The sequence below is a fragment of the Bacillus sp. hwrm1 genome (assembly GCF_040207805.1).
Classification (GTDB): domain Bacteria; phylum Bacillota; class Bacilli; order Bacillales; family Bacillaceae; genus Bacillus; species Bacillus velezensis.
Genome location: NZ_CP157943.1, coordinates 3436079 through 3456294, shown reverse-complemented (window position 1 = coordinate 3456294; position 20216 = coordinate 3436079). Strand labels below are relative to the sequence as shown.

Annotated in this window: 20 protein-coding genes and 2 riboswitches; of the genes, 19 read left to right on the top strand and 1 reads right to left on the bottom strand. The window is 49.0% G+C overall.

Annotation, left to right across the window (positions count from 1 at the left end):
• The first annotated feature begins 103 nt into the window (after nucleotides 1-103).
• Nucleotides 104-205, top strand: a riboswitch (purine riboswitch).
• A gap of 131 nt (nucleotides 206-336) precedes the next feature.
• From ABK447_RS17240 to purD, 17 genes are all read left to right on the top strand, one after another.
• A complete protein-coding gene (locus ABK447_RS17240; protein ID WP_007408891.1) occupies nucleotides 337-1659 on the top strand; it encodes an NCS2 family permease in 1323 nt (440 codons plus the stop codon).
• A 197-nt stretch (nucleotides 1660-1856) separates the two neighbouring features.
• Nucleotides 1857-2639, top strand: a complete 783-nt coding sequence (locus tag ABK447_RS17235; RefSeq protein ID WP_014304542.1) for a hypothetical protein — start codon at nucleotides 1857-1859, stop codon at nucleotides 2637-2639.
• A 138-nt stretch (nucleotides 2640-2777) separates the two neighbouring features.
• Nucleotides 2778-2951 (top strand): Fur-regulated basic protein FbpA, encoded by a 174-nt coding sequence (locus ABK447_RS17230; RefSeq protein WP_003155777.1) that lies wholly within the window; start codon nucleotides 2778-2780, stop codon nucleotides 2949-2951.
• 122 nt (nucleotides 2952-3073) lie between these two features.
• Nucleotides 3074-3628, top strand: a complete 555-nt coding sequence (locus tag ABK447_RS17225; protein ID WP_025284369.1) for a DUF2179 domain-containing protein — start codon at nucleotides 3074-3076, stop codon at nucleotides 3626-3628.
• Nucleotides 3625-3822 carry an NETI motif-containing protein gene (locus ABK447_RS17220; protein WP_007609843.1) on the top strand — a complete coding sequence of 66 codons (198 nt, stop codon included), beginning with the start codon at nucleotides 3625-3627 and terminating at the stop codon, nucleotides 3820-3822. Before ABK447_RS17225 ends, ABK447_RS17220 begins: the two co-directional genes overlap by 4 nt.
• A 78-nt stretch (nucleotides 3823-3900) precedes the next feature.
• A riboswitch (purine riboswitch) is annotated at nucleotides 3901-4002 on the top strand.
• Nucleotides 4003-4134: 132 nt separating this feature from the next.
• Nucleotides 4135-4623 (top strand): 5-(carboxyamino)imidazole ribonucleotide mutase, encoded by a 489-nt coding sequence (gene purE, locus ABK447_RS17215; RefSeq protein WP_007609846.1) that lies wholly within the window; start codon nucleotides 4135-4137, stop codon nucleotides 4621-4623.
• On the top strand, nucleotides 4577-5758 hold the full coding sequence (gene purK, locus ABK447_RS17210) for a 5-(carboxyamino)imidazole ribonucleotide synthase (protein WP_042634928.1): 1182 nt from the start codon (nucleotides 4577-4579) through the stop codon (nucleotides 5756-5758). The genes purE and purK overlap by 47 nt, the downstream gene beginning before the upstream one ends.
• Complete coding sequence (purB, locus tag ABK447_RS17205) at nucleotides 5758-7050, top strand: adenylosuccinate lyase (protein WP_007408896.1); 1293 nt, start codon at nucleotides 5758-5760, stop codon at nucleotides 7048-7050. Before purK ends, purB begins: the two co-directional genes overlap by 1 nt.
• 75 nt (nucleotides 7051-7125) lie before the next feature.
• Complete coding sequence (purC, locus tag ABK447_RS17200) at nucleotides 7126-7845, top strand: phosphoribosylaminoimidazolesuccinocarboxamide synthase (protein ID WP_007408897.1); 720 nt, start codon at nucleotides 7126-7128, stop codon at nucleotides 7843-7845.
• Nucleotides 7845-8099, top strand: coding sequence for a phosphoribosylformylglycinamidine synthase subunit PurS (purS, locus tag ABK447_RS17195; protein WP_003155758.1), 255 nt, complete (start codon nucleotides 7845-7847; stop codon nucleotides 8097-8099). Before purC ends, purS begins: the two co-directional genes overlap by 1 nt.
• Complete coding sequence (gene purQ / locus ABK447_RS17190) at nucleotides 8096-8779, top strand: phosphoribosylformylglycinamidine synthase subunit PurQ (RefSeq protein WP_007408898.1); 684 nt, start codon at nucleotides 8096-8098, stop codon at nucleotides 8777-8779. Before purS ends, purQ begins: the two co-directional genes overlap by 4 nt.
• A complete protein-coding gene (gene purL / locus ABK447_RS17185; RefSeq protein ID WP_191974092.1) occupies nucleotides 8763-10991 on the top strand; it encodes a phosphoribosylformylglycinamidine synthase subunit PurL in 2229 nt (742 codons plus the stop codon). The genes purQ and purL overlap by 17 nt, the downstream gene beginning before the upstream one ends.
• Complete coding sequence (purF, locus tag ABK447_RS17180; protein WP_007609856.1) at nucleotides 10967-12397, top strand: amidophosphoribosyltransferase; 1431 nt, start codon at nucleotides 10967-10969, stop codon at nucleotides 12395-12397. The genes purL and purF overlap by 25 nt, the downstream gene beginning before the upstream one ends.
• A 91-nt stretch (nucleotides 12398-12488) precedes the next feature.
• Nucleotides 12489-13529 (top strand): phosphoribosylformylglycinamidine cyclo-ligase, encoded by a 1041-nt coding sequence (gene purM / locus ABK447_RS17175; protein ID WP_124934883.1) that lies wholly within the window; start codon nucleotides 12489-12491, stop codon nucleotides 13527-13529.
• A complete protein-coding gene (gene purN / locus ABK447_RS17170) occupies nucleotides 13526-14113 on the top strand; it encodes a phosphoribosylglycinamide formyltransferase (protein ID WP_012116999.1) in 588 nt (195 codons plus the stop codon). Before purM ends, purN begins: the two co-directional genes overlap by 4 nt.
• The gene (purH, locus tag ABK447_RS17165) at nucleotides 14110-15648 is read left to right on the top strand and encodes a bifunctional phosphoribosylaminoimidazolecarboxamide formyltransferase/IMP cyclohydrolase (protein WP_124934884.1); all 1539 of its coding nucleotides are present in this window, start codon (nucleotides 14110-14112) and stop codon (nucleotides 15646-15648) included. Before purN ends, purH begins: the two co-directional genes overlap by 4 nt.
• Nucleotides 15649-15663: 15 nt before the next feature.
• Nucleotides 15664-16932, top strand: a complete 1269-nt coding sequence (purD, locus tag ABK447_RS17160) for a phosphoribosylamine--glycine ligase (protein ID WP_124934885.1) — start codon at nucleotides 15664-15666, stop codon at nucleotides 16930-16932.
• A 169-nt stretch (nucleotides 16933-17101) separates the two neighbouring features.
• Here the strand turns inward: purD and ABK447_RS17150 are convergent, their stop codons facing one another.
• Complete coding sequence (locus ABK447_RS17150) at nucleotides 17102-17332, bottom strand: DUF2892 domain-containing protein (protein ID WP_017419030.1); 231 nt, start codon at nucleotides 17330-17332, stop codon at nucleotides 17102-17104.
• 121 nt (nucleotides 17333-17453) lie between these two features.
• Between ABK447_RS17150 and ABK447_RS17145 the strand changes: the two genes are divergently transcribed.
• On the top strand, nucleotides 17454-19196 hold the full coding sequence (locus ABK447_RS17145) for an adenine deaminase (RefSeq protein ID WP_032871754.1): 1743 nt from the start codon (nucleotides 17454-17456) through the stop codon (nucleotides 19194-19196).
• A gap of 24 nt (nucleotides 19197-19220) precedes the next feature.
• On the top strand, nucleotides 19221-20216 hold the full coding sequence (locus ABK447_RS17140) for a DUF3048 domain-containing protein (RefSeq protein ID WP_017419031.1): 996 nt from the start codon (nucleotides 19221-19223) through the stop codon (nucleotides 20214-20216).

Below are 20216 nucleotides of genomic sequence, written 5' to 3'. Positions count from 1 at the left end.
CCGTCTTCCATTTTTGGTCAATTAACGAATAAACCAAATTTTTTTAACGGGATTGTTCGTTTTTTTTATTGAGTTTTCAAAATTGAATTGATACAATAGACTCAGAAATCAAATATGCAGATATCGTATAATGGCGGGGATATGGCCCGCAAGTTTCTACCAAGCTACCGTAAATGGCTTGACTACGGATCAATCTCAATCGTTTGATATAAATAATCCATTCTTATTTATTCAGACTGAACGTATGTAGTCAAGCGTCCCAAATGTATTTGGGGCGTTTTTTATTTGGCGGATAACGGGCAGAATAAATGGGAGAGAATGAAGGAGGCAATTGGCTTGAAGCAATTTTTTCAGTTTGATGAGCTGGGGACAAGCTATCGTAATGAAATCATCGGCGGTTTAACGACCTTTTTGTCAATGGCGTACATTCTGTTCGTCAACCCGCTGACATTGTCTTTAAACGGTGTGAAGGGATTTCCCGAAGCATTAAAAATTGATCAGGGCGCGGTGTTCACCGCTACAGCCTTGGCGTCTGCGGCCGGCTGTATTTTAATGGGGCTCATTGCAAAGTATCCGATCGCGATTGCGCCGGGTATGGGATTAAATGCGTTTTTTGCTTTCTCTGTCGTACTCGGCATGGGGATTTCATGGCAGGCTGCGCTTTCCGGCGTCTTGATTTCCGGAATTATCTTCGTGGCGCTTTCGCTGACGGGACTGCGGGAAAAAATCATTAATGCGATTCCGCCTGAGCTGAAATTGGCGGTCGGCGCGGGTATCGGTTTGTTTATCACATTTGTCGGTTTGCAGGGTTCGGGCATTATTGAAGCGAACTCATCGACTTTGGTGTCTATCGGCAATATTCACAGCGGCCCTGTGCTGCTGACGGTTTTCGGTGTTATTGTGACGGTCATTCTGATGGTGCTTCGCGTAAACGGCGGCGTATTTATCGGAATGCTTCTGACGGCGGTTGCCGGCATGGTCTGCGGACTGATTCCGGTTCCGACGCACATTGTCGGCAGCGTGCCGAGTCTTGCGCCGACTTTCGGACAGGCGTGGATGCATCTTCCGGATATCTTCTCCGTCCAAATGCTGATTGTCATTTTAACGTTCCTGTTCGTCGGGTTTTTCGATACGGCTGGAACGCTGGTGGCTGTAGCGACACAGGCCGGGCTGATGAAGGAAAACAAACTTCCGCGTGCGGGAAGAGCGCTTCTGGCGGATTCAACATCAATCGTTATCGGAGCCGTACTCGGTACGTCCACAACGACTTCTTATGTTGAATCCAGCTCAGGCGTTGCGGCGGGGGCGCGCTCCGGCTTCGCGGCTGTTGTGACGGGCATTCTCTTTTTGCTGGCGATGTTTTTCTCGCCGCTTCTGTCAGTTGTCACCACGAATGTGACGGCTCCGGCTTTAATTATTGTCGGCGCGCTGATGGTGGCGCCGCTCGGTAAGATCGCCTGGGATAAATTCGAGGTGGCTGTGCCGGCATTCTTAACGATGATTATGATGCCGCTGACGTACAGCATTGCGACGGGGATTGCGATCGGTTTTATATTCTACCCGATTACAATGATCTGCAAAGGAAAAGGAAAAAGCGTTCACCCGATTATGTACGGGCTGTTCGTCATCTTTATCCTGTATTTCATCTTCTTGAAATAACGGAAAAACCGGCTGAGTTAAGCCGGTTTTTTGTTTTTGTCCTATTCCGTAAAACCAATACATACTATAAAACGTCATGTGGGTGTCCGGGTGAAGAAAACCGCTTGACTGTTTAAGGACGCTTCGGTACCTTATATAAGTGTTTTATTTTCTTGTTTAACAAATTCCGCCGTATTTTTTTGATAGGAGTTGCTGACATGACGGAAGAAAGAAAAGAAACGTTGGAAGAAGAAAAACAGCATCAGGGGACTGATGAAGAACCGCTGTCGAGAATGTCCAGAAATGCGGGACGTTATCAAAAGCAAAAGAAAAAAGAAAAGGAACGGCGCCCGGCTCCGGCTTTTACGGAAAAACTCGCTTCTGCATGGGCCGCGGTCAAACGTTATTGCCGTTTCGCGCTGCGCATTTTGACATCACCGGTGAAGGTCGTTGGGGAAGACGGCTTTTCCCGCTTTAAATATGCTCTTATTTCAATGCTTGTATTCAGTATCTTTTTCTCAATCGGAAATTGGTTTCAGCTGAGGGCAAGCCAGCAAAGGCCTCTCGGATACGGGGAGCGGCATCATACGTTTTTTGACGGCTTTACCGTCGTTCTCGTGTATACGCTCGTCTTTTTTGCCGCTGCGGCGGGCGCGGTCTGGCTTGTATCACGCTATATGATGAAACAGAAAATCACGATGCGGGATGCGGCCGCGGGGGTCGGATCGCTTTTGGTTCCGGCTGTCGCCTGCTCTATCGTGTGGATGATTTTCGCGATATTGAATCTGCCGGTCATCACCGTGGTGTTTACGGCGCTGACCTTGTTTCTGGCCGCCTCGGCGATGGTGCAGTTTGTGCAGATTCTATACAAATCGGCTGAAAAGCCTGCGGCTGACGTGATGTACTGTATTTCCGCGGCGGTTATCATCATGCTCGTTTTTACGGCTGTGACATGGCCGCTTATTTCAGAGTACTTTACTGCTTCGCTGATCCCTTTATAAGTCGAAATTTGTCTTTCACAATGTTTACAAATTTTTCTAATAAAGCGTGTTGTTTTGAGGACCCGGCCGAGATATGATGAGAGCAACAGCAATTCGAAAGCGGCACTACTCTTTATGATTCGGAAAGGGATGATGAAGATGGCCCCGTTGTTGCGAGAAGCCATTAATCGGAAAAAACAGCACCTGAGGACAAAACTGATCCGCTCAGGGTTTTATCAAGACCATGTTCAGGAACTGTCCGGGTACACGCTGAGTGAACTTGAGAAGGAATATGAAGCCGTCAAACGATTGAAAAAAGCCGAGCTTCACTGATAAGAGCTTGAAAGTCTGCCTTGCGGGGCGGGCTTTTTTTTCTTTTGAAAATGATGAAAAGAGGGTAAACTATCCTTAATTGAAGGATTGATGCTTTTCAAAGTATCAGAGGAGGGGAATCAGTGATGCAGACGATTTTATCCAACAGTATAGGTATGGTTCTCATTATTCTCATCATTAACATTATATATGTCTCTTTCTTTACGATCAGGATGATTCTGACATTAAAGGGACAGCGCTATTTCGCCGCAGGCATCAGTACGATTGAAATCCTTGTGTATGTGACCGGCCTGAGTCTTGTGCTCGGCAATCTGAATCAAATTCAAAACGTCATTGCCTATGCGCTCGGCTACGGCATCGGTGTTATAGTGGGAATGAAAATTGAGGAAAAACTGGCGCTCGGCTATATTACAGTCAACGTCATTACGAAGGAGCTCGATCTGGACCTGCCGAAACAGCTCCGGGAAAAAGGATACGGGGTTACAAGCTGGGTTGCGGGCGGACTTGAAGGAGACCGGACCGCCATGCAGATTCTGACGCCGCGCAAATATGAGCTTCAGCTTTATGATACGATTAAAACGCTTGATGAAAAAGCGTTTATCATCGCCTTTGAGCCGAAAACGATCCACGGCGGATTCTGGGTGAAAGCAGTGAAGAAGAGGAGAATTAAGGAATGACAAAGCCAAAAAAGAAACGGTTTGAAGTAACGGAAGATGAAACGATTGACACCATTCTCACTTTAATGAAGGAAGAGGGCTATATGCCCGTCCGGCGGATGGAAGAACCGATCTTTACAGAAAAGAAAGAAAATGGATCAATTCAAGTCGTTCCTTGCGGGAAAAAAATCGTATTTGAAGGGAAATTGATCTAAACACGAACATTAAAAGAAAGAATTTTTATATCGTTCGATAATGTCGTTGACATTATCCAAGTCCGTTGTTAAGATAAACATGAAATCAAAACACGACCTCATATAATCTTGGGAATATGGCCCATAAGTTTCTACCCGGCTGCCGTAAACGGCCGGACTATGCAGGAAAGTGATAAACAGCTGACATGGATATCGCAGAAGCGAACGACTGACGATACGCGCGCCATGCCCGGTTTGTATTGCTTCCTCATAGTTGCAATATAAGCCGGGCTTTTTTTTCTGAAAAACAAAGCATGAGAAGGTGGGAACAGAATGCAGCCGCTAGCAGGAATCATCATGGGAAGCACCTCCGATTGGGAGACAATGAAACATGCATGCGACATACTTGACGAACTTCACATTCCTTATGAAAAACAGGTAGTATCCGCGCACCGGACGCCTGATTTGATGTTTGAATATGCAGAAAGCGCCAGAGACAGGGGCTTAAAAGTCATTATTGCCGGAGCCGGAGGAGCGGCGCATCTGCCGGGAATGACGGCGGCCAAAACGACGCTGCCGGTGATCGGCGTACCGGTTCAGACAAAATCGCTTAACGGGCTTGATTCTCTTCTGTCTATCGTACAGATGCCCGGCGGCGTGCCGGTCGCGACGACTGCGATCGGGAAAGCGGGCGCAGTGAACGCGGGTCTGTTAGCCGCGCAAATTTTGTCGGCATTTGACGATGACATTGCGGATAAACTAGAGGCGAGAAGAAATGCGACAAAACAAACGGTGCTGGAAAGCAGTGATCAGCTTGTCTGATAAAAAAACGATTTATCCCGGCGCCGTCATCGGCATTATCGGAGGCGGACAGCTCGGAAAAATGATGGCTGTCGCCGCAAAACAGATGGGCTATAAAGTCGCAGTCGTCGATCCCGTGAAAGACTCGCCATGCGGACAGATCGCCGATATTGAGATTACCGCCCAGTATAATGACCGTGAAGCGATTCAAAAATTGGCCGGAGTCAGTGACATCATTACGTACGAATTTGAAAATATCGATTACGAGGCGCTCAACTGGCTCAAAGAACATGCATATCTTCCCCAGGGAAGCGAGCTGCTGCTCATCACCCAAAACAGGGAAACGGAAAAAAAGGCGATCCAGTCAGCAGGCTGTCAAGTCGCTCCTTATCGGATCGTAAACAGCGGACGGGAGCTTGAGGAAGCTGTTCAGGCACTGGGGCTCCCGGCTGTGCTGAAAACATGCCGCGGCGGATATGACGGCAAAGGCCAATTTGTCATTAAGGAAGAAGGACAGACAGACGAAGCGGCCGCGCTGCTAGAAAACGGAACGTGCATACTTGAAAGCTGGGTATCGTTCCGGATGGAGCTTTCCGTTATCGTGACGAGATCGGTGCACGGTGAGATTTCAACCTTTCCGGCTGCTGAAAATATCCATAAAAATAATATTCTGTTCCAAAGCATCGTGCCCGCGAGAGCGGAGGAAACGGTTCAAAAGCGGGCAGAGGCGCTTGCCGTTCAGCTCGCGGAGAAATTGGAGCTTGTCGGGCCGCTTGCGGTGGAAATGTTCGTTACGGAAGACGGAGACCTTTTGATCAATGAACTGGCGCCGCGTCCTCACAACTCCGGGCATTATACGCTCGACCTTTGTGAAACGAGCCAGTTCGAACAGCACATCAGAGCGGTCTGCGGACTTCCTCTCGGCAGAACCGATCTTCTCAAACCGGGAATGATGGTGAATCTGCTCGGTGATGAAGTGAAGCTTGCAGAGGAGCATACGGAGCTTTTAAAGGAAGCCAAACTGTACCTGTACGGAAAACATGAGATTAAAAAAGGCCGCAAAATGGGGCATATGACATTTTTGCGGAAGCCTGATGAAACATGGATTCAGGACATCACGAACATATGGATGAAAAGAGACGGAGGACGAGCATAATGATCGAACGTTATTCAAGACCTGAAATGTCCGCGATCTGGACGGACGAAAACAGATACCAGGCATGGCTGGAAGTCGAGATTTTAGCCTGTGAAGCCTGGGCTGAGCTTGGCGTCATTCCGAAAGAAGACGTCAAGGTCATGCGCGAAAACGCGTCTTTCGACATCAACCGCATTTTGGAAATCGAGCAGGATACGCGTCATGACGTCGTTGCATTCACCCGCGCGGTTTCAGAATCATTAGGCGAAGAAAGAAAATGGGTTCACTACGGCCTGACGTCAACAGATGTCGTGGATACCGCTCTTTCCTATCTATTAAAACAGGCGAATGAGATCTTGCTCAAGGACATTGAGAGATTTGTTGACATTATAAAAGAAAAAGCGAAAGAACATAAATACACGGTCATGATGGGCCGCACGCACGGTGTACACGCGGAACCGACGACATTCGGCCTGAAACTCGCGCTTTGGCACGAAGAAATGAAACGCAACCTTGAACGTTTCAAGCAGGCAAAAGAAGGGATCGAAGTCGGGAAGCTTTCCGGCGCGGTCGGCACATATGCAAATATTGATCCGTTCGTAGAGCAGTATGTCTGTGAAAAACTCGGCCTGAAAGCGGCGCCGATTTCCACTCAGACATTACAGCGCGACCGACATGCGGATTACATGGCGGCACTGGCTTTGATCGCGACGAGCATTGAAAAATTCGCAGTGGAAATCCGCGGTCTGCAAAAGAGTGAAACACGTGAAGTGGAAGAGTTTTTTGCAAAAGGACAAAAAGGCTCATCGGCTATGCCTCATAAACGGAATCCGATCGGGTCGGAAAATATGACGGGCATGGCGCGCGTGATCCGCGGGTACATGCTGACGGCATACGAAAATGTACCGTTATGGCATGAGCGTGATATTTCTCATTCATCAGCTGAGCGCATCATTCTTCCTGACGCGACAATCGCGCTGAATTACATGCTGAACCGATTCAGCAATATCGTCAAAAACTTAACGGTATTCCCGGAAAATATGAAACGCAACATGGACCGCACACTCGGTTTGATCTATTCTCAGCGCGTGCTGCTTGCTTTAATCGACACGGGTCTGCCTCGTGAAGAAGCATATGACACGGTTCAGCCGAAAGCGATGGAAGCGTGGGAAAAACAAGTGCCGTTCCGCCAGCTTGTCGAAGCGGAGGAAAAAATCACGTCCCGTCTCACACCGGAACAGATTGCCGATTGCTTTGACTACAATTATCATTTGAAAAACGTCGACTTGATCTTTGAGCGTTTAGGTTTATAGAAGAAGCCAGCCGGAGGCGGCTTCTTCAGTCGCCATAGATTGAATATTCCCAACATTCGGGTTAGGAGGCCTTCCGTGAATATTGTGAACAATAATCTTCTTTATGAAGGAAAAGCGAAACGAATTTATCAAACTGAGGACGAACAGATTCTCCGCGTGGTCTACAAGGATTCCGCAACAGCCTTTAACGGTGAGAAAAAAGCGGAGATCAGCGGAAAGGGCCGTCTGAACAATGAAATTTCAAGCCTGATTTTCAAACATCTGCACGCCAAAGGAATTGACAACCACTTTGTGGAGCGTGTTTCAGAATCAGAGCAGCTTATCAAAAAAGTGAGCATCATTCCGCTTGAAGTCGTGGTCAGAAACATTGCCGCCGGAAGCATGTCGAAACGTCTCGGCATCCCGGAAGGAACTGAGCTTCCGCAGCCGATTATCGAATTTTACTATAAAGATGACGCACTCGGCGATCCGCTCATCACAGAAGATCATATCTGGCTTTTAAAAGCAGCGGCTCCTGAGCAGGTGGAAACGATCAAATCGATTACAAAACAGGTGAATCAAGAGCTGCAGCATATTTTTGAAGACTGCGGCGTCAGATTAATAGATTTTAAGCTGGAATTCGGCTTAGACGCAGAGGGACGGGTTCTTTTAGCGGATGAAATTTCTCCTGACACGTGCCGTCTGTGGGACAAAGACACAAACGAAAAGCTCGATAAAGATTTGTTCAGACGGAACCTGGGAAGCTTAACCGACGCATATGAAGAGATTTTCAAAAGACTGGGAGGCATTTCATAATGTATAAAGTGAAAGTTTATGTCAGCTTAAAAGAAAGTGTGCTCGATCCTCAAGGAAGCGCGGTGCAGCATGCATTGCACAGCATGACTTACAATGAAGTGCAGGATGTGCGCATCGGAAAATACATGGAGCTGACGATTGAAAAATCTGACCGTGATCTTGACGCGCTCGTGAAAGAAATGTGTGAAAAGCTCCTTGCCAATACAGTCATTGAAGACTACCGATATGAAGTTGAGGAGGTTGTCGCACAGTGAAATTTGCGGTGATTGTGTTACCCGGCTCCAACTGTGATATTGATATGTTCCACGCCGTAAAGGACGAACTCGGCGAAGAAGTCGAGTATGTCTGGCACGAGGAAACAAGCCTTGACGGATTTGACGGCGTGCTCATCCCCGGCGGGTTTTCATACGGCGACTACTTGAGATGCGGCGCCATCGCCAGATTCGCAAACATCATGCCGGCTGTGAAAAAAGCGGCTGCCGAAGGAAAACCGGTTCTCGGCGTCTGCAACGGATTCCAGATTCTGCAGGAGCTCGGACTTCTGCCCGGCGCGATGAGACGCAACAAAGATTTAAAGTTCATCTGCCGACCGGTTGAATTAATCGTGCAGAACGGCGGTACGTTATTCACATCTTCCTATGAAAAAGGACAATCGATTACGATTCCGGTTGCCCACGGCGAAGGCAATTTCTACTGTGATGACGAAACGCTTGAAAGATTAAAAGAAAACAATCAAATCGCCTTCACATACGGCGGCGATATTAACGGAAGCGTCAGCGGCATTGCCGGCGTCGTGAATGAGAAAGGCAACGTATTAGGCATGATGCCTCACCCTGAGCGCGCAGTCGATGAACTGCTCGGCAGCGCAGACGGTCTTACATTGTTCCGGTCTATCGTGAAAAATTGGAGGGAAACTCATGTCGCTACTGCTTGAACCAAGTAAAGAACAAATAAAAGAAGAGAAACTCTATCAGCAAATGGGTGTCAGTGATGACGAGTTCGCACTCATTGAATCTATTATCGGAAGATTGCCGAACTACACGGAAATCGGGATTTTTTCCGTCATGTGGTCAGAGCACTGCAGCTATAAAAACTCAAAACCGGTTTTACGCAAATTCCCGACTAGCGGCGAACGCGTGCTGCAGGGTCCCGGAGAAGGCGCGGGAATCGTTGACATCGGTGACAATCAGGCGGTCGTGTTCAAAATTGAATCTCATAACCATCCGTCAGCGATTGAGCCATACCAAGGTGCTGCGACGGGAGTGGGCGGCATCATCCGTGACGTTTTCTCAATGGGCGCCCGTCCGATAGCTGTATTAAACTCTCTTCGATTTGGTGAGCTCACTTCACCTCGTGTGAAGTACTTGTTTGAAGAAGTAGTGGCGGGAATCGCGGGATACGGAAACTGTATCGGAATTCCGACGGTCGGCGGAGAAGTGCAGTTTGACGCAAGCTATGAGGGCAATCCGCTTGTCAATGCAATGTGCGTCGGCTTAATTGATCATAAAGATATTAAAAAAGGCCAGGCGAAAGGTGTCGGCAACACGGTCATGTACGTCGGCGCTAAAACGGGCCGCGACGGCATACACGGCGCTACTTTCGCATCAGAAGAAATGTCAGATTCATCTGAAGAAAAACGTTCCGCGGTGCAGGTCGGCGATCCTTTCATGGAAAAACTTCTCCTGGAAGCATGCCTTGAAGTCATCCAATGCGACGCCTTAGTCGGCATTCAGGATATGGGGGCGGCCGGTCTGACAAGTTCGAGTGCTGAAATGGCAAGCAAAGCCGGCTCAGGCATTGAAATGAACCTTGATCTCATTCCGCAGCGGGAAACAGGTATGACCGCTTACGAAATGATGCTTTCCGAGTCTCAGGAACGCATGCTTCTCGTCATTGAACGCGGACGTGAACAGGAAATTGTCGATATTTTTGATAAATATGATCTTGAAGCGGTTTCCGTAGGTCATGTTACGGATGATAAAATGCTCCGCCTCCGCCATAACGGAGAGGTTGTTTGCGAGCTTCCGGTCGACGCGCTGGCGGAAGAAGCGCCTGTATACCATAAGCCGTCAGCAGAACCCGCGTACTACCGCGAGTTTCAGGAAACGGAAGTTCCCGCGCCTGAAGTAAAAGATGCGACAGAGACGCTTTTTGCCCTGCTGCAGCAGCCGACAATCGCCAGCAAAGAGTGGGTGTACGATCAATATGACTACATGGTGCGCACAAATACGGTGGTCGCTCCGGGCTCTGACGCGGGAGTGCTCAGAATCCGCGGCACGAAAAAAGCGCTGGCGATGACGACGGATTGTAACGCCCGTTATTTATATCTTGATCCAGAAGAAGGCGGAAAAATCGCCGTTGCCGAAGCGGCGCGCAACATCGTATGCTCCGGCGCCGAACCGCTTGCGGTCACGGATAATCTGAATTTCGGAAACCCGGAAAAACCTGAAATTTTCTGGCAAATCGAAAAAGCGGCCGACGGCATCAGCGAGGCGTGCAATGTTCTCAGCACACCCGTCATCGGCGGAAACGTATCACTTTATAATGAATCGAACGGAACGGCGATCTACCCGACGCCTGTTATCGGCATGGTCGGCTTAATTGAAGATACCGCTCATATTACGACACAGCATTTCAAACAAGCGGGGGATCTTGTATACGTGATCGGCGAAACAAAACTTGAGTTTGCCGGAAGCGAACTGCAAAAAATGACAGAAGGCCGCATTTACGGCAAAGCGCCGCAAATCGATCTTGATATAGAGCTGTCACGCCAAAAAGCATTGCTTGACGCGATTAAAAAAGGCTTCGTTCAATCAGCGCATGATGTGTCTGAAGGCGGCTTAGGCGTAGCGATTGCAGAAAGCGTCATGACGACGGAAAACCTTGGCGCCAACGTGACTGTAGCAGGAGAAGCGGCATTATTATTCTCTGAATCTCAATCTCGCTTCGTCGTTTCGGTGAAAAAAGAACACCAAGCGGCGTTTGAAGCGGCTGCGGCTGATGCGGTTCATATCGGCGAGGTAACGGCTGACGGACTTCTGGCGATTCAAAACCAGGACGGACAACAATTGGTTCACGCGCAAACGAAAGAACTAGAGCGCGCGTGGAAAGGAGCTATTCCATGCTTGCTGAAATCAAAGGCCTGAATGAAGAATGCGGTGTGTTTGGCATCTGGGGACATGAAGAAGCCCCGCAGATCACGTATTACGGCCTGCACAGCCTCCAGCACAGAGGACAGGAAGGCGCCGGCATCGTGGCGACTGACGGTGAAAAACTGACGGCGCATAAAGGACAGGGGCTTATTACCGAGGTTTTTCAAAACGGCGAACTGAGCAAAGTGAAGGGAAAAGGCGCGATCGGGCACGTCCGTTATGCGACGGCTGGCGGAGGCGGATATGAAAATGTCCAGCCGCTCCTGTTCCGTTCGCAAAACAACGGCAGCCTCGCGCTCGCCCATAACGGCAACTTGGTCAACGCCACACAGTTGAAGCAGCAGCTTGAAAACCAAGGGAGCATCTTTCAGACTTCCTCCGATACGGAAGTGCTGGCTCATCTGATTAAACGCAGCGGACACTTTTCGCTGAAGGATCAAATCAAAAATTCGCTATCTATGCTGAAAGGCGCTTATGCCTTTTTAATCATGACTGAAACAGAAATGATCGTAGCGCTTGACCCGAACGGACTCAGACCGCTGTCAATCGGCATGATGGGCGATGCTTACGTCGTCGCATCAGAAACATGCGCATTCGATGTGGTCGGCGCGACATACCTTCGCGAGGTAGAGCCGGGCGAAATGCTGATCATCAATGATGAAGGCATGAAATCAGAGCGTTTCTCCATGAATATCAACCGTTCCATATGCAGCATGGAGTACATTTATTTCTCAAGACCTGACAGCAATATCGACGGCATTAACGTGCACAGCGCCCGGAAAAACCTCGGAAAAATGCTTGCCCAGGAGTCCGCGGTTGAAGCGGATGTCGTCACAGGCGTGCCTGATTCCAGTATTTCTGCGGCCATCGGCTATGCCGAGGCAACGGGCATCCCGTACGAACTCGGTCTCATTAAAAACCGTTATGTCGGCAGAACGTTTATCCAGCCGTCACAGGCTCTCCGTGAGCAAGGCGTGAGAATGAAGCTGTCCGCCGTCCGCGGTGTTGTCGAAGGAAAACGGGTCGTCATGGTTGATGATTCCATCGTGCGCGGGACGACAAGCCGCCGGATTGTCACAATGCTCAGAGAAGCGGGAGCGACAGAGGTGCACGTCAAGATCAGTTCACCGCCGATCGCTCATCCGTGCTTCTACGGCATCGACACATCAACCCATGAGGAGCTGATCGCTTCCTCTCATTCTGTGGAAGAAATCCGCCAGATCATCGGTGCTGACACGCTTTCTTTCTTAAGTGTAGACGGATTGTTAAAAGGAGTCGGCCGAAAATTTGAAGACACCAATTGCGGACAATGCCTCGCTTGTTTTACGGGCAAATATCCGACGGAAATTTATCAGGATACAGTGCTTCCTCACGTAAAAGAAGCGGTGCTGACAAAATAAAATGTGAAAATGACATAAAGGCAGCGGGAATTCAGGCTGCCTTTCTCTTTCTGCCTTTTAAGGAGAAACGAATTGACAAGGAGTGATAGGGATGTCTGATGCTTATAAAAATGCCGGAGTTGACATCGAAGCCGGGTATGAAGCCGTCAAACGAATGAAAAAACACGTGGAGCGCACGAAAAGGCTCGGCGTTATGGGAAGCCTGGGCGGTTTTGGCGGAATGTTTGATCTGTCAGAGCTTCCGTATCAAAAGCCTGTTTTAATTTCCGGAACAGACGGTGTCGGCACCAAGCTGAAACTCGCATTTTCAATGGATAAGCATGACACGATCGGCGTCGATGCGGTCGCGATGTGTGTAAACGATGTGCTTGCCCAAGGAGCGGAGCCGCTGTTTTTCCTTGATTATTTAGCGGTCGGCAAGGCCGATCCGGTAAAAATTGAGCAGATCGTTCAGGGCGTGGCGGACGGATGCGAGCAGTCAGGATCAGCGCTTATCGGCGGTGAGACGGCGGAAATGCCGGGGCTGTATACGGCTGATGAATACGATATTGCGGGCTTTTCAGTCGGCGTCGCGGAAAAAGACGAAATCGTCACCGGTGAACATATCGAAGAGGGGCATCTCTTAATCGGACTTACTTCAAGCGGCCTTCACAGCAACGGGTTTTCCCTTGTGAGAAAAGTGCTTCTTGATGACGGCGGACTTGATTTGGATACTGTCTATGAACCGTTTGCGCGTCCTCTCGGAGAAGAATTGCTGGAACCGACGAGAATATATGTGAAGCCGGTGCTCAAGGTGGTGAAAAGCGGTAAGGTGGACGGCATGGCGCATGTGACAGGCGGAGGATTCATCGAGAACATTCCGCGGATGCTGCCGGACGGATTGAGCGCGGAAATTGATCACGGATCATGGCCGATCCCGCCGATTTTTCCGTTTCTGCAGGAGCACGGCAAGCTGAAAGAAGAAGAAATGTTCAATGTCTTTAATATGGGCATCGGTTTTGTCCTTGCCGTTAAAGAAGAGGACTTGACAGAGGTTATCGACATGCTTGAAGCTCAGGGCGAGAAGGCTTATTTGATCGGCCGGGTCAAGCGGGGCGAAGGCATTTCTTTCGGCGGTGCGGCTCTTTCATGAAAAAGTTTGCGGTATTTGCTTCAGGAAACGGATCGAACTTCGAGGCCATTGCCAAACGCATGAGAGAAGAGAAGTGGGATGCGGAGCTCTCGCTTCTCGTAACGGATAAGCCTCAGGCAAAGGCGGTGGAAAGGGCGGAGGCTTTACACATTCCGTCATTCGCCTTTGAACCGTCATCTTTTGAAAACAAAGCGGCCTTTGAACGGGCCGTTATTGAACAGCTGCGCCTGCACGGGGCGGAATTAATCGTTCTCGCCGGCTATATGAGACTGATTGGAGATACGCTGCTTGAAGCATACGGGGGCCGCATTATTAATATACATCCCTCGCTTCTTCCGGCATTCCCTGGGATTGACGCTGTCGGACAGGCGTATCGGGCCGGTGTGAAAGTGGCGGGCATTACCGTTCATTACGTCGACGAAGGCATGGACACCGGACCGATTATCGCGCAAAAAGCATTCGAAATACAGGAAAACGATACGCTTGAAAACATAGAGCATACAATACACGAGCTTGAGCACAAATGGTATCCGAGCGTTGTGAAACAGCTGCTGGGACTAAATAACAGAGGTGAAAAGGCATGACAATCAAACGCGCACTAATCAGTGTTTCTGATAAAACAAATCTCGTACCTTTCGTAAAGGAACTGACAGAGCTCGGCGTCGAAGTCATTTCGACCGGAGGAACAAAAAAACTTCTTCAGGAAAACGGTGTGGATGTCATCGGCATTTCAGAAGTGACCGGATTTCCTGAAATTATGGATGGACGGTTAAAAACGCTCCATCCTAATATTCACGGCGGACTGCTTGCCGTAAGAGACAATGAAGAGCATATGGCGCAGATCAATGAGCATGGCATTGCCCCCATTGACCTTGTGGTCGTCAACCTTTACCCGTTTAAAGAAACGATTTCGAAAGAAGACGTAACATACGATGAAGCGATAGAAAACATTGATATCGGCGGTCCCGGCATGCTGCGCGCCGCATCGAAAAACCATCAGGATGTGACGGTCATCACAGATCCGGCCGATTACAGCTCCGTGCTCAATGAGATTAAAGAACACGGCGGCGTTTCGCTTAAAAGAAAACGCGAGCTTGCGGCCAAAGTATTCCGCCATACCGCGGCATACGACGCATTAATCGCTGATTACTTAACACGCGAGGCCGGTGAGAAAGACTCTGAGCAATTCACCGTTACATTTGAGAAAAAACAATCGCTCCGCTACGGTGAAAACCCTCACCAAGAGGCTGTTTTCTATCAAAGCGCACTTCCCGTCTCCGGTTCCATCGCGGCGGCAAAACAGCTTCACGGCAAAGAGCTTTCTTACAACAATATTAAGGACGCAGATGCGGCCGTTCAAATCGTCCGGGAATTTACAGAACCCGCAGCTGTTGCCGTTAAACATATGAACCCGTGCGGAGTCGGTACGGGAGCTTCAATTGAGGAAGCATTCAATAAAGCGTATGAAGCTGATAAAACCTCCATTTTCGGCGGCATCATCGCGCTGAACCGTGAAGTTGATCAGGCAACGGCTGAAGCCCTTCACGGCATCTTTTTAGAAATCATTATCGCCCCTTCTTTCAGTGAAGAAGCGCTGAACGTACTGACGGCGAAGAAAAACCTTCGTCTGCTCACGCTTGACGTGTCCGCATCAGGGAAGAAAGAAAAACAGCTGACATCCGTACAGGGCGGTCTTTTGATTCAAGATTTAGACGTCCATGGATTTGATGACGCCGACATCAGCATCCCGACAAAAAGAGAGCCGAGCGAGCAGGAATGGGAAGATTTGAAGCTGGCTTGGAAAGTCGTCAAACATGTGAAATCCAACGCGATCGTTCTTGCAAAAGACCATATGACGGTCGGTGTGGGAGCGGGACAGATGAATCGCGTCGGTTCAGCTAAAATCGCCATTGAGCAGGCCGGAGAAAAAGCAAAAGGCAGCGCGCTCGGATCAGACGCGTTTTTCCCGATGCCGGATACAGTCGAAGAAGCCGCAAAAGCGGGCGTCACGGCGATTATCCAGCCAGGCGGATCGGTCCGCGATGAAGATTCGATTAAAAAAGCGGATGAATACGGGATCGCCATGGTATTCACCGGCATCAGACATTTCAAACATTAAGAGGGGGAACGAAGCGTGAATGTATTGATTATCGGAAAAGGCGGCAGAGAGCATACATTGGCTTGGAAAGCGGCGCAAAGCCCGCTTGTTGACACGGTGTACGCCGCGCCCGGAAATGACGGTATGGCAGACTGCGCGACGCTGGTCAACATTGAAGAAAGCGATCATGCCGCACTCATTGCGTTTGCGAAAGAACATCATGTCGGGCTGACGATTATCGGCCCCGAAGTTCCTCTGATTGAAGGGATAGCGGACGAGTTTGAAAAAGCCGGACTGCTTGTTTTCGGACCGTCTGAAAAAGCGGCTATCATTGAAGGAAGCAAACAGTTTGCCAAGGATTTAATGAAAAAATACGGCATTCCGACGGCGGATTATGAGACGTTTACTTCATTTGAAGAGGCGAAAGCATATGTGCAGCAAAAAGGTGCGCCGATTGTCATTAAAGCGGACGGGCTTGCCGCCGGAAAAGGTGTCACGGTCGCGATGACGGAAGAAGAAGCGATTGAATGCCTGCACGATTTTCTTGAGGATGAGAAATTCGGGGAGGCGAGCGCATCTGTGGTCATTGAAGAGTTCCTCGCCGGCGAAGAATTTTCTTTAATGGCGTTTGTAAAAGGGGAGACCGTCTATCCGATGGTAATCGCTCAAGATCATAAACGCGCCTTCGATGGGGATAAAGGGCCGAATACGGGCGGAATGGGAGCCTACTCACCAGTGCCGCACATTTCCGATGATATCGTCAGAAGCGCAGTCGAAACGATTGTGAAGCCGGCGGCAAAAGCAATGGTCAAAGAGGGGCGTTCCTTCACGGGCGTGCTGTACGCGGGGCTGATTCTGACGGAAAACGGATCAAAAGTCATTGAATTCAACGCGCGCTTCGGAGATCCGGAAACACAGGTCGTCGTGCCGAGAATGGAATCTGACCTCATTCAGGTGCTCTTAGATCTTCTGCATGAGAAGGATGTTGACCTAAGGTGGAAGGATACGGCCGCCGTCAGCGTTGTGCTGGCTTCTGAAGGCTATCCGGAAAGCTATGCGAAAGGCACTCCGATCGGCAGTTTGACGTCCGCTGAAGACGGGATCGCCGTTTTTCATGCCGGAACGAAAAAAGACGGCGGACAATTTGTTACAAATGGCGGCCGGGTCGCCAATGTCACGGCATTTGCGGAGACATTTGAAGCGGCGAGAGATAAAGTGTACAGCGCCGTTTCAGGGCTGACAAAACCCGGACTGTTTTACAGAAGCGACATCGGCGCCCGTGCGCTGAAAGCATCGCAGCGATAAAGAGGAAAACCCCGCGTCATATCAGATGCGGGTTTTCTTCTGAAAAGACGACTAAGACTGTCGGCTTGCCGTGTGACACGCAGTCATCGATGAAGTCCTCCGGCGTATAGACGGATTCTTCTCAGACTCGCGGGACAGGAGAAATTAAATAACAAGCCGAAACGGCTTGTTATTTTTCTTGCTGATGGCTGTCATCCTGATTCATTCCGGTTTGGAACATATATGTCACCGGACAGAAGCGGAGGATGCCGGATGCCGCTTTCATCGCGCCCATCATCATACAGAAGAGATGCATCTTGCACCAAGGTTTTCTCGTGTATTTCGCTGACGCAGCAGACAAAATGGTGAGGCCGCAAGTGATGCGCATAACGGCATTTAATAAACTGATATTCGGTTTCATCATTTCAGCTCCCTTAGAAAAAGTTTTTCATGCATCTTCAATAATTTGTAACGTTTTAGCCGTGCGATAATTGTGCGGATGTGATACGATGGGTCTAATATAAGCGAAGGAGAGTATGTGAATGTCCGAACGTACCTTTAACTGGAAAAATAAAGACATCAGATCACAGGCGGATGTTGTAGACTCAAAGCTGCTTCCAACGCTACTTTTACGGGATGCTCTCGTATTAAATCCTTTTTTAAAACAATGGCTGAAAAAGAATGTCTGGATTTACGGAGACCGAATTGTATATGTTGGTGATGAGCTTCCTGATGCAGCAGAGCACATTCATACCATAAATTGTGAAGGAAAATACATTGTGCCAGGTTACATTGAACCGCATACACATCCTTTTCAAATATATAATCCCCAAACGCTCGCCGAATATGTGTCTCAATTCGGAACAACGACGTTTGTTAATGATAACTTGTTTTTTCTTTTGCACAGCGGTAAAAAGAAAGCGCTTACTATATTGGAGGAACTGAAAAAACAGCCGGTGCAATATTTCTGGTGGTCCAGATATGATCTGCAGACTGAAGTGCTGAATGAGGATCAGCTTCTTTCTTTTGATGTCCGAAAGCAATGGATTGAGCACCCGGATGTCATTCAAGGCGGAGAATTGACCGGATGGCCGCGCCTCATGGACGGCGATGACCTGATGCTTCATTGCATGCAGGCGACAAAAAAACTGCGCAAGCGGATAGAAGGGCATTTTCCCGGAGCCTCTGAAAAAACACTGACGAAGATGAAACTGTTCGGGGCTGATTCCGACCACGAGGCGATGAATGGCGGCGAGGTGATGAGACGGCTTGAATTGGGCTACTATGTTTCGCTCAGACATTCATCCATCCGCCCTGATTTGAGAACGATTTTGCAGGATCTCCATCAAAAAGGCTTCCGGCATTATGATCATTTCTTTTACACGACGGATGGAGCAACGCCGCATTTTTATAAAGGCGGCATGACGAATGAATTAATCAAAATCGCTTTGGAGGAAGGAGTTCCGGCGATCGATGCCTATAATATGGCCTCCTTTAATATCGCGAAGTATTATCAGATGGACGACTTTCTCGGTGTGGTCGGTCCGGGCCGGCTTGCTTCATTGAATATTCTTGATGACCCGATGAATCCGGACCCGGTCACGGTGATCTCCAAAGGCATCCTGCTGAGGGAAGACGGCCGAAATATGAATGCGTTTACAGAAACGGATTGGAAAAAGGGCGGTCTTGTCCCTCTTGAGCTTTCATATGATATGACGATGGATGATTTACAGTTTTCAATGCCGATGGGTGTGATAATGCGCAACGCGGTCATTATGGAGCCGTATATGATTGCGATTGATAATTCTGTTGACCAGCTTTCTTTTGATCATGATGAATGCTATCTCACGCTTCTCGATAAGCATGGAAAATGGCGGGTCAATACAATGCTGAAAGGTTTTGCCGATCGGGTGCAGGGTTTTGTCAGTTCCTACACGACAACCGGAGATATTATCGCTGCCGGAAAAAATAAGGAAGATATCCTGCTCGCTTTCTCACGGATGAAAGAAATCGGCGGCGGAATCGTGCTTGCCGAAAACGGGAAGATTCTGCATGAGATTCCCCTCGCCTTAAACGGTTCTGCATCTGCGGAGAAGTATGAAGAAGTGCTTGAGAAAGAGCAAAAACTGAGGATGTTGCTGGAGGAGCGGGGCTACCGATTCTGCGATCCGATCTATACGCTGCTCTTTTTGCAGAGCACACACCTGCCTTATATCCGCATTACGCCGAGAGGAATATTCGACGTGATGAAAAAAACTGTACTCTTTCCATCGATAATGCGTTAAAATATAAAAGCAGGGAGCCGACATATGAAAAGATGGAAAACCGTTTGTATGCTTTGTTTTGCGTTTTTGCTGCTTGCCGCCTGCCGGCAGAATAATGCCGATCAGGTGCAGCCGAAAGAAGCGGAAGCTCCTTTAACGGGGCTGAAAACTGAGCAGAAGCTTGCAGAACGCCGTCCGATTGCAGTCGCAGTGAACAATCATCCGAAGGCGAGGCCCCAATCCGGGCTGTCAAAGGCGGATGTTGTCATCGAAGCGCTCGCGGAGGGCCGGATTACGCGGTTTCTCGCGATTTTTCAAAGTGAGATGCCGGAAACGGTCGGGCCTGTGCGGAGCGCGAGGGAATATTTTGTCACGCTCAGCAGCGGGTTTAACAGCATATTTGTCCATCATGGCTGGAGTCCCGGCGCAAAAAAGCAGCTGGAGTCCGGAGCTTACGATTATATAAACGGTTTGGATTTTGATGGAAGCCTGTTTTGGAGAGCCGATTTCAGCAAGCCGCCCCACAATTCCTATACGTCGTATGACAATATCAGGAAGGCGGCGGAACAAAAAGGATACAAGCTGAACGGAAAAACAGAACCGCTCCCATTTCAGACATCAGATGCAAAACCAGGAAATGAAACCTACAATATTCGGATAGATTATGGAACACAAAACATTACAAATCTTGTCGAATACGATTATGATAAAAAAGCTGATGCTTATACAAGAAGCTCTGATGGTGTGAAAGCGACAGACCGGGAGACCGGAAAGCCTTTAGCCATGCACAACATTTTTATTGTTGAAGCCGGCCATCGCATGACAGACAAAGATGGAAGGCGAGCCATCGATATTCAGTCAGGGGGGAAGGGCCTCCTGCTTCAGCACGGCGATGTTATGGAGTCAGACTGGGAATATAAAGACGGCCGTATTCTGCCCGTAAAAGGCGGTGAGATTCTTCCGTTTGTGCCAGGAAAGACATGGATTAATATCGTGCCTGATCTCGATGCAGCTTCCATTAGTAAAGGAGAAGGTGTTTGA

Coding starts and splice junctions, on each gene's coding strand:
- ABK447_RS17220 (WP_007609843.1), top strand. CDS start 3,625: ATGACAAAGCCAAAAAAGAAACGGTTTGAAGTAACGGAAGATGAAACG.
- purF (WP_007609856.1), top strand. CDS start 10,967: ATGCTTGCTGAAATCAAAGGCCTGAATGAAGAATGCGGTGTGTTTGGC.
- ABK447_RS17150 (WP_017419030.1), bottom strand. CDS start 17,332: ATGAAACCGAATATCAGTTTATTAAATGCCGTTATGCGCATCACTTGC.
- ABK447_RS17145 (WP_032871754.1), top strand. CDS start 17,454: ATGTCCGAACGTACCTTTAACTGGAAAAATAAAGACATCAGATCACAG.
- purM (WP_124934883.1), top strand. CDS start 12,489: ATGTCTGATGCTTATAAAAATGCCGGAGTTGACATCGAAGCCGGGTAT.
- ABK447_RS17230 (WP_003155777.1), top strand. CDS start 2,778: ATGGCCCCGTTGTTGCGAGAAGCCATTAATCGGAAAAAACAGCACCTG.
- purH (WP_124934884.1), top strand. CDS start 14,110: ATGACAATCAAACGCGCACTAATCAGTGTTTCTGATAAAACAAATCTC.
- purB (WP_007408896.1), top strand. CDS start 5,758: ATGATCGAACGTTATTCAAGACCTGAAATGTCCGCGATCTGGACGGAC.
- purE (WP_007609846.1), top strand. CDS start 4,135: ATGCAGCCGCTAGCAGGAATCATCATGGGAAGCACCTCCGATTGGGAG.
- purN (WP_012116999.1), top strand. CDS start 13,526: ATGAAAAAGTTTGCGGTATTTGCTTCAGGAAACGGATCGAACTTCGAG.
- purL (WP_191974092.1), top strand. CDS start 8,763: ATGTCGCTACTGCTTGAACCAAGTAAAGAACAAATAAAAGAAGAGAAA.
- purS (WP_003155758.1), top strand. CDS start 7,845: ATGTATAAAGTGAAAGTTTATGTCAGCTTAAAAGAAAGTGTGCTCGAT.
- ABK447_RS17235 (WP_014304542.1), top strand. CDS start 1,857: ATGACGGAAGAAAGAAAAGAAACGTTGGAAGAAGAAAAACAGCATCAG.
- purK (WP_042634928.1), top strand. CDS start 4,577: ATGCGACAAAACAAACGGTGCTGGAAAGCAGTGATCAGCTTGTCTGAT.
- ABK447_RS17140 (WP_017419031.1), top strand. CDS start 19,221: ATGAAAAGATGGAAAACCGTTTGTATGCTTTGTTTTGCGTTTTTGCTG.